The sequence below is a fragment of the Comamonas sp. MYb69 genome, assembly GCF_037479315.1.
GTDB lineage: Bacteria > Pseudomonadota > Gammaproteobacteria > Burkholderiales > Burkholderiaceae_C > Comamonas.
The window spans coordinates 492722-501795 of sequence record NZ_JBBGZG010000002.1 but is presented as its reverse complement, the minus strand read 5'-3'; the positions used below and the strand labels follow the sequence as shown (position 1 = coordinate 501795).

Below are 9074 nucleotides of genomic sequence, written 5' to 3'. Positions count from 1 at the left end.
GCGCGACCTGGTCGCACAGGGCCTGGACCAGCTGCCCCTGCCCGGCCAGGGCCAGACCCTGGCGCGCTGGCGGGCGCGGGGGGGGGGGGGGGCCCCCCCCCCGGGGCCGCCCTCTTCGCCCATATGGCGGCCACGGGGGCTGCAGAGGTGGTGGTGGTGATGAAAGTGGTGATGGGGATGTGGCATCTGTGTTCCTTTACTAAGATGCATCTAAGATATATCTTTAAACGGAAGATTTCAAGCCGGTTTTTTGTAAAGATATATCTTTACTGCCGTTACCGACACCGCCACACAGACCACGCATAACCGAAGAATGTATAAAACATATACAATTCGCATATATTTTATAGATGATAGCCATGGGCATCGTCAAAATTTCCGACCCTATGCATGAGAACCTGCGCATCGCTGGCGCGGCGCTCTCCCGTTCCATCAATGCGCAGGCCGAGCACTGGATGCGGGTGGGCATGCTCGCCGAGATGTACCCTGATCTGGACCACCGCGCGATCTGCCAGGTGCTGGTGCAAGCGGAGCTGGACGGTGGCCTGGATATCCATGCGCTGGTGGCCAAGGTAAGGATGGCGGCATGAAGCAGCGCATCACGCCGGTGCATACCGCCAGCGAACTGGCCCGTGCGCGCCAGGCCGCGCGGCTGGCGGCCGAGGTGCTGGAGATGATTGCGCCCCATGTGGTGCCGGGGGTCAGCACCGCAGCGCTGGATGCCATTTGCCACGACTACATCGTGAACGTGCAAAAGGCGGTGCCGGCCAATCTGGGTTACCAGGATTACCCCAAGACCATCCTGACCTCGGTGAACCATGTTGTCTGCCACGGCATTCCGTCCGAGGACCGGATTTTGAAAAAGGGCGACATCGTCAACATCGATGTGGCCGTCATCCAGGATGGCTGGTTTGGGGATACCAGCCGCATGTACTTTGTCGGCACGCCCAGCATTCTGGCCAAACGACTGGTCGAGACCACTTACGAGGCATTACGCGCGGGGATTGCCCAGGTGCGGCCGGGCGCCACCTTGGGTGATATCGGCCATGCGATCGAGACGGTGGCCAAGGCGTCAGGCTTTGGCGTGGTGCGCGAGTTCTGCGGCCATGGCATTGGCCAGACCTACCACGATGCCCCCAATGTGCTGCACTACGGCAACCCGGGCGAGGGGCTGGTGCTGGAGGCCGGTATGCTGTTCACGATCGAGCCCATGCTCAATGCCGGCAAGCGCCAGGTCAAGACCTTGGCCGATGGCTGGACCGTCGTGACCCAGGACCATTCGCTGTCGGCGCAGTGGGAGCATATGGTGGCGGTGACGCCCGATGGCCATGAGGTGCTGACCACCTGGCCGAATGGCACCGGCAGCTACGCGCCGGTCTGAGAGTCGCTAACACAACCCTTGATACGTCGTTGCCGAGCCTTGTCGTACTACTGTACTGCCTGCGGCTCGGCGCCTAGTCGGGGACGCCTAGTCTCAACCGCAAACCTTCGGTTTGCTGGGTCGTGTTAGCGACTCTAAACTTCAGTCCGCTTGGTTGCCCCCCTCAGCGGGCCGTGGATCGATATCGACCACCAGCCGCTCGGGCTCGACCAGCGCATCGAGGTGCTTGCAGGCCCATTTGCTGTGGCCATCGATGCCGGCGACCGTATGGCCGTCGGCAATCACATCGCCGTGCTCGACCAGGTAGACGCTGGTATTGAACACAAAGCGTGAGACTTCGGCGGGGTCCATCTCGGAGAACAGCAGCTGCACATCGGGCACGCCAAAGGTGGCGCCGCCCAGGCTGTCCATCAGCATCTCGCCGGGGCGGTTGCTGATGTTGAAAAAGCGCACATTGACGACGCCGTAGTAAACAAAGCCTTCGGCATGGGCCTGCAGGTAGCGCTGCGGGTTCAGCAGGCAGCCGGCATTGGTCTGGCTGATGGCAGTGACGCCCCCGTTCTCGATCAGCACATGCATGACCGCTTGCAGGATCTCTAGCCGCTCGGGCACCGTCAGGCCCCGGCCCATGAACTCGCTCACCAGCACGCAGTGCTGGCACTGGGCCAGCGCGCTTTCCTTTTCGGGCCAGTCCCAGGTCTGCTCCAGTGCGCTGGCGTAGTCGGTGGGCGCCATAGCCTCGCCTGCGCGGATGATCGCGACCTCGCTGGGCACGCCCTTTTTGTCGCTGTAGTCCACGCAGTAGTCGCGCAGCGCCAGCAAGATGGTGTCGCCATCTGCGACCAGGTCCACCGCCCCCAGGCGCTTGGCCAGAGCAGCGCGCAGGGTTTCGCCATCCAGCATCGCGGGCTGGGCGTACAGCGCTTCAAAGGCCCACATATCGGGGGCCATGCGGAGCTCGGGATTCGGTGGTGCCATGGTGCGCTCTCGGGCAGTGAAGATAGCCTGCATCTTGCCATGGCGCGCCCAGGTCTTGTCACTGCGGCTTTACCGGAGAGGCCTAAGATGGCGCCACTCAGTGGAGCAAAAAATGGATAACAGCGATCTGGAATATGTAGGCTTTTGGGCGCGCGTTGGTGCGGCCCTGATCGACACGGTGGTGTTGCTCGTCATCATCACGCCGGCCCTGGTGGCGATATACGGCTGGGACTACTTTATGGCGGAAGGCCTGGTGCAAGGCCCGGCCGATGTGCTGATCAGCTGGGTGCTGCCAGCGGTCGCCTGCATCTGGCTGTGGCACAAGCTGCGGGCCACGCCAGGCAAGATGCTGATTGGGGCCGAGATTGTGGATGCCGAGACCGGCGAGGCGATGAGCCTGGGCCAATCTGTCGTCCGCTACCTCGGCTATTTTGTGTCCATCGTGCCGCTGTGCCTCGGCCTTATCTGGGTGGCGTTTGACCCGCGCAAGCAGGGCTGGCACGACAAGATTGCCGGCACCGTGGTGGTGCGCCGCAAGGGTGCGCGCACCCGGCCGGTTACATTCAAGGACCAGCGGCTGGGTTAAGCCGGCCCGCATCTGGGGCCAGCCTGGGTGTCTTACTCCAGGTGGGTCAGCAGGTGCAGCCAGAAGCGCGCCCGCATCTCCAGGGTCGACACCAGGATGTGCTCATACACCGTGTGGGCGCCGTCGCCATCGGCACCCAGGCCGTCGAGCGATGGCACGCCCATGGCCGAGGTGAAGTTGGCATCGCTGCCGCCACCGGTGGGGGGGGCTTCTTCCAGCGCAAAGCCGGCTTCGCGGGCCGATTGCTGGGCCTTGGCCAGCAGTGCTTCGGCGCGGGCGTCCTTGACCATCGGCGGGCGGTTCACCTCGACATCGATATCGAGCGCCAGGCCCTCACCCACGGGGCGCAGTGCGCGCATCTTGCCCACCAGCTCATCGGCGGCCTGCAGATCGGGCAGGCGGAAATCGACCACGCATTTGCAGAAGGCCGGCACGGTGTTGGTGGTGGTGCCGCCTTCGATGGTGCCCACGCTCACGGTCACGCCGCGTTGGTAGTCGGTCATCGCTTCCAGCGCCAGGATTTGGTGCGCCATTTCGCGGATCGCGCTGCGGCCCTTGTCATGGGCGACACCGGCGTGCGATGCCAGGCCCTTGACGCCCAGGCGCAGCATGCCGGTGCCCTTGCGCGCGGTCACACAGCGGCCGCCATTGGCGCGGGCAGGTTCGGCCACCAGGCAGTAGCGGGCATTGCGGGCAAAGGCCTCGATGTGCTTGCGCGATGCGTGGCTGCCGGTTTCCTCGTCGGGCACGACCAGCAGGTCCACCGGCAGCGGGGTGCTGCCAGGCGTGGCCACGGCGCTCATGGCGGTCAGCGCCAGGTAGATGCCGGCCTTCATGTCGTAGCCGCCGGGGCCATAGAGGCGGTCGCCTTCAACGCGGATCGGGTTGTCGGCCAGCATGCCGATGGGGTGCACGGTGTCCGCGTGGCCCAGGATCAGCAGGCCTTCGCGGGTATCGCCCTCGGCGCGGTTCGTGATGTGCAGCACGGGCAGCACCGGGCCCAGGCCCTGCTTGCCTTCGGCCTGGGTCTCGATCACCGTGGCGCGCAGGCCAGCGGCGGCGGCCTGGGCGCGCATCATCTCGACCATGCGGGCGATCGAGGCGGGGTTGTTCGATGGCGATTCGCAGCGCATCCATTCCGAGATGCCATCCACCAGTTGTTGCGTTGTTGCTTGCATCGTTGTTCCTTGGGTCTTGTCGAAAAGTGATAGAGCTTGGTCAGGCGGTGACGCGGCCAGCCCAGGGGGCCAGCCAGTCCGCATCGGGCATGCGCCCTTCAAACCATAGGTGGGCGCAGACATGGCTCATGGCCTCGCCATCGTGGCCGATGCCTGCCACCTCATGCAGTTGCCAGGCCAGCGGAATGCCCAGCCGGGCTGCTGCCTGCAGGCCGGCTGCGTAGTAGTGGTGGGCACGGGCAAAGCGGTGCGGGCCCTGGCGCAGCGCGGCGGGCTCGGCCGGCAGGTTGGGGTCCTGGGTGTCGGTGTCGCGGTCGCCCGCCAAAATGACCAGCGGGGTGCGCAGCAGCTGGGCCAGTGCGTCCTCGGTAAGGCCAATGCCCGCCAGCCCTTGCGGAAAGTCCTGCTGGGCATCGGGCAAGGTGTACCAGCCCGGGTTGCCCGCTGCCACGCCGGCAAAGCCGGCCGCGCCCAGGGTGCTGACCAGGCGGTGCACAAACTGGCCGCCGGCCGAATGGCCAAACAGGTAGAGCGGCTGCTGCTGCACCACCCCGGCATCGCGCAGCTGCTGGGCCAGGTTCGCCACCGCCTGGTAGGCCCAGTAGGCGCGCGGCTGCAGGTCGCCCGCTTCGCTCCAGACGCTGCCGTTGTTGTAGCTCTCCACCCCCGGCCAGTGCCCGTTGCCAAAGGTCGGCGCGATGATCTGCAGGCCATAGCGGTCAGCGGCAGGCATCCAGAAGTCGCGGTAGTCGTCGCCATTGCGCAGCACGCCATGCTGCACCAGCACCAGCGGCGCATCGGCGGCTACACCTTCAGGGCGGTAGCAGTTCAAGGTGATCGGCAGGTAGAGCGCGCCGTCACCGGCTTGCCAGTCGATGGCAAAACGGCCGTGCTGCTGGATAAAACGTTGCCAGTCCATGCGGTGGTTTCCTCTGTGCGCGTCCAACGGGTCAGTCCAACAAATGGCAGGCGGTCACATGGCCGGCTGCCGTCTCGCGCAGGCGGGGCACCTCCTGCTTGCAGCGCTCCATCGCATGCGGGCAGCGCGGGTGGAAGGTGCAGCCCGATGGCGGGTTCAGCGGCGAGGGGATCTCGCCCTTGATAGGGGTGAACACGCGCTTGCGCCGGCCCACATCGGGCACCTCGGCCAGCAGCGCCTGGGTGTAGGGGTGCTGGGCCTGGCCAAAGATCTCGGCCGTGGGCGCCATCTCCACGATCTTGCCCAGGTACATGATGGCCACCTTGTCGGAGATATGGCGCACCACGCCCAGGTCATGGCTGATGAAGAGGTAGGTCAAGCCGCGCTGGGCGCGCAGGTCCATGAACAGGTTGATCACCTGCGCCTGGATCGACACATCGAGTGCGGCCACCGGCTCATCGCAGACCAGAAACTCCGGCGTCACCATCAGCGCGCGGGCAATGCCGATGCGCTGGCGCTGGCCGCCCGAGATCTGGTGCGGCAGGCGCGCGCGGTATTCGCTGGCCAGGCCCACTTCGGCGAGGGCGGCATCGACACGGCCCGGCACCTCAGCCGCTGGTGCCAGCTTGTGCACATGCAGCGCTTCGCCCAGGATCTGGTGCAGCTTCTGGCGCGGGTTGAGCGAGGCCTGCGGGTCCTGGAACACCATCTGCACGCCCAGGGTGTAGGCCAGCTTGTCCTGGCCGCCCAACTGGCTCACATCCTGGCCCTTGTAGAGCAGCTGGCCTTCGGTCGCGGGGTGCAGGCCGGCCACCACGCGGCCCAAGGTGGATTTGCCGCAACCCGATTCACCCACCAGACCCAGCACCTCGCCCTTGGCGATCTGCAGGTTGACGCCGTTGACGGCATGCACAATGCGCGTCTGCGCGGGCTGCCGGGCGACGGCGCCAACGATTTTCTGCAGCAGATCGGGCGCGCTGACAAAGCGCTTGTGCACATCGCGCAGTTCAATCACAGGGGTCGTTATCGCGGTCATGCGGCAGGTGCCTCCAGCGGTACAAAGCAGCGGAATGCGCGGCCGGGAATGGTAGTGACGGGGGGCTGCTCATCGACGCAGCGCGGGGTGGCGCGGCCGCAGCGCGGCGCAAAGGCGCAGCCGGGCACGCGGCCCGACAGGCTGGGCGCCATGCCATTGATCTGCGTAAGGCGCTCGCCTGGCGTAGCCTGGGCGGGCAGCGAATTGAGCAGGCCCTGGGTGTAGGGGTGGCGCGGTGCATCCAGCACCTCGGCGACGTTGCCGGTCTCGACAATGCGGCCGCCATACATCACCGCAACACGGTCGGCCAGCTCGGCGATCACGCCCAGGTCGTGCGTGATCCAGATCAGCGCCGTGCCCTGGGCCTGGCAGATCTGCTGCATGCGGTAGAGGATCTGGCCCTGAATGGTGACATCGAGCGCCGTCGTGGGCTCATCGCAGATGATCAGGTCGGGGCGGTTGAGCATTGCAATCGCAATCGCCACGCGCTGGCGCATGCCGCCCGAGAACTCATGCGGGTAGCTGCGCAGGCGCTTCTCCGGCGCAGGAATGCCGACCATCGCCAGCGCCTCCACACAGCGCTGCAAAGCCTGCGCCTTGGGCAGCTTCTGGTGCGCGTCGATGGCTTCGAGCATCTGCTCTTCGATGCGCAGCACCGGGTTGAGCGTCATCAGCGGATCCTGGAAGATCATCGCGATGCGGTCGCCGCGCAGCTTGCGCATGGACTCGGCTGACAGCTCGCGCAGGTCCTGGCCCTTGAACAGCACCCGGCCCTGGGTGACTTCACCGGGGGCATCGATCATGCCGAAGATGGAGAAGCCGGTGACCGACTTGCCCGAGCCGGATTCACCGACCAGGCCCAGAATTTCACCCGCCTCCAGGCGGATATCGATGTCGCTGACGGCGGGCCAGGCGCCCTCTTCGGTGTGGAACACCGTCTGCAGATCTTGTACTTCAAGCAAAGGGATAGTCATTACTTCCTCGGGTCCAGAGCTTCACGCAGGCGGTCGCCGATCAGGTTGATCGACAGGATCAGGGCCAGCAGCGCCAGGCCGGGGAACATGCTGATCCAGTAGTCACCCGACATCAGGTACTGAAAGCCGTTGGCAATCAGCAGGCCCAGGGAGGGTTCGGTAATCGGCACACCCACGCCCAGGAAGGACAGGGTGGCTTCGAGCACGATGGCATTGGCGATCTGGATGGTGGCGAACACCATCACCGGGCCCATGCAGTTGGGCAGCAGGTGGCGCGTCATGATGCGCCAGCCGGGGAAGCCCAGGTTCTTGGCCGCCTCGATGTATTCCTTCTTGCGCTCCTGCAGGGCACGGCCGCGCATGATGCGCGCGTAATGCGCCCACTGCACCAGCACGATGGCGATCACCACCTTGTCCACGCCCCGGCCCAAAATGGCCAGCAGCACCAGCGCCACCAGGATGGTGGGAAAGCCGAGGATGAAGTCGACGATGCGCATCAGCACCGTATCGACCCAGCCGCCAAAGTAGGCAGCGACCAGGCCGACGAGGCTGCCGATGATGGTGGCGAGCACCACGGCGCTCAGGCCCACCATCAGGCTGATGCGCAGGCCGTGCAGGATGGCCGAGAGCATGTCACGGCCCTGGTCGTCGGTGCCCAGCCAGTAGGTCATGCCCGAAGCAGCTTCGGACATCGGCTTGAGGCGGCCGTCCATCAGGTCGAGCGCGCCCAGGTCATAGGGGTTTTGTGGCGACAGAAACGGCGCCAGCAGCACCACGGCCAGCAGCAGCACGAGCGCGATCACCGCACCTTTGACGGAGGGCTTGCTGCGCAGTTTCTTCAGGATGGCACGCCGCTGGGGCGTGTCTTGCAGGGGCTGGGCCCGCTTGCTGGGATCGATGGTCATCAGGGATTTATCGGGCTGCATCATGGGGCCTCCTGCAGCTGTACGCGCGGATCGAGAACGGCATAGGCCAGGTCCACCAGAAGGTTGATCATCACGAAGATGAAGGTGACCAGCATCACATAGGCCACCACCACCGGGCGGTCGAGCTTGTAGATGCTGTCAATCAAAAGCTTGCCCATGCCGGGCCAGGCGAACACGGTCTCGGTGATGGTCGAGTAGGCGATCAGAGTGCCGAACTCCATGCCGATCACGGTGACCACGGGGATCAGGATATTGCGCAGGATGTGGCGGGTCAGGATGCGACGCTCGCTGATGCCCTTGGCACGCGCGAACTTCACATACTCCTGGGTCTTGGCCTCCATCACGCCGGTGGCGGTGAGCCGCAGCACCAGCGCAATATTGCCCAGCGCCAGGTTGATGGCCGGCAGCATCACATGGCTCCAGCCATCGGCGGTAAACAGCGACAGCGGCACGCCCAGCACATTCACCGTATCCCCCCGGCCCGACGACGGCAGCCATTGGAGCCAGACGGCGAACATCAGGATCAGCATCATGCCCTGCCAGAAGTTGGGCAGCGAAAAGCCCAGCACCGAGCCGCCCATCAGGCCCCGGCCCAGCGGCTTGTCGTTGAAGAGGCCGGCAATCAGGCCCAGCGGGATGCCGAGCAGGCAGGTCAGGCCAATGGCGACCACGACCAGCTCGAAGGTGGCGGGAAAGCGCTGCACGATCAGCTCGATCGCAGGGATGCCATGCACAAACGAGGTGCCCAGGTCGCCCTGGAAGGCGCGGGTGAGAAAACTCCAGTACTGCAGCCAGACCGGCAGGTCCAGCCCCAGGCGCTTGATCATCGCCTGGCGGTCTGCATCGCTGGCCTCGGCGCTCACCAGCAGCTCGATGGGGTCGCCCACCGCGTAGACCGCCATGAACACCACCAGCGAGACCGCCAGCAGCACCAGAAAACTTTGCACCATGCGGCGCAGGATATAGACGATCACATTACGTCCTCAAAATTAGAATGCCATGCGCTGTCACCTGCATGGTTGTCGCCCTCTGTGGAGTCTTTTCATCGTGGGGCGTACAAAATCACAAAGCCCGCATGGCCCCACCACTGGAGCTG

General features: G+C 65.0%; 10 protein-coding genes. 3 read left to right on the top strand and 7 right to left on the bottom strand.

Annotated features, from left to right (window positions below; genetic code table 11):
* Nucleotides 1–359 precede the first annotated feature (359 nt).
* Both WH303_RS04325 and map read left to right on the top strand, forming a co-directional pair.
* Nucleotides 360–590 (top strand): ParD-like family protein, encoded by a 231-nt coding sequence (locus tag WH303_RS04325; RefSeq protein ID WP_339517143.1) that lies wholly within the window; start codon nt 360–362, stop codon nt 588–590.
* A complete protein-coding gene (gene map, locus WH303_RS04320; RefSeq protein ID WP_339517142.1) occupies nt 587–1381 on the top strand; it encodes a type I methionyl aminopeptidase in 795 nt (264 codons plus the stop codon). Before WH303_RS04325 ends, map begins: the two co-directional genes overlap by 4 nt.
* Before the next feature lie 141 nt (nt 1382–1522).
* On the opposite strand, the gene WH303_RS04315 is transcribed toward map, so the two are convergent.
* Nucleotides 1523–2359: a DUF4261 domain-containing protein gene (locus tag WH303_RS04315; RefSeq protein WP_339517141.1), complete on the bottom strand. Its 837-nt coding sequence runs from the start codon at nt 2357–2359 to the stop codon at nt 1523–1525.
* A 112-nt stretch (nt 2360–2471) separates the two neighbouring features.
* Here WH303_RS04315 and WH303_RS04310 point away from each other — a divergent pair, with 112 nt between their 5' ends.
* A complete protein-coding gene (locus WH303_RS04310) occupies nt 2472–2945 on the top strand; it encodes an RDD family protein (RefSeq protein ID WP_339517140.1) in 474 nt (157 codons plus the stop codon).
* 32 nt (nt 2946–2977) lie between these two features.
* On the opposite strand, the gene WH303_RS04305 is transcribed toward WH303_RS04310, so the two are convergent.
* The 6 genes from WH303_RS04305 to WH303_RS04280 are packed head-to-tail and all read right to left on the bottom strand — an operon-like array spanning nt 2978 to nt 8952.
* Nucleotides 2978–4123, bottom strand: coding sequence for a M20 family metallopeptidase (locus WH303_RS04305; RefSeq protein WP_339517139.1), 1146 nt, complete (start codon nt 4121–4123; stop codon nt 2978–2980).
* A 40-nt stretch (nt 4124–4163) separates the two neighbouring features.
* Entirely contained in the window at nt 4164–5042 is an 879-nt protein-coding gene (locus WH303_RS04300) for an alpha/beta hydrolase (RefSeq protein ID WP_339517138.1), read from the bottom strand.
* Nucleotides 5043–5073: 31 nt separating this feature from the next.
* Complete coding sequence (locus tag WH303_RS04295; protein ID WP_339517137.1) at nt 5074–6078, bottom strand: ABC transporter ATP-binding protein; 1005 nt, start codon at nt 6076–6078, stop codon at nt 5074–5076.
* Entirely contained in the window at nt 6075–7052 is a 978-nt protein-coding gene (locus WH303_RS04290; RefSeq protein ID WP_339517136.1) for an ABC transporter ATP-binding protein, read from the bottom strand. Before WH303_RS04290 ends, WH303_RS04295 begins: the two co-directional genes overlap by 4 nt.
* The gene (locus WH303_RS04285) at nt 7052–7978 is read right to left on the bottom strand and encodes an ABC transporter permease (RefSeq protein ID WP_021028175.1); all 927 of its coding nucleotides are present in this window, start codon (nt 7976–7978) and stop codon (nt 7052–7054) included. Before WH303_RS04285 ends, WH303_RS04290 begins: the two co-directional genes overlap by 1 nt.
* Complete coding sequence (locus WH303_RS04280; RefSeq protein ID WP_339517135.1) at nt 7978–8952, bottom strand: ABC transporter permease; 975 nt, start codon at nt 8950–8952, stop codon at nt 7978–7980. Before WH303_RS04280 ends, WH303_RS04285 begins: the two co-directional genes overlap by 1 nt.
* Nucleotides 8953–9074: the final 122 nt, after the last annotated feature.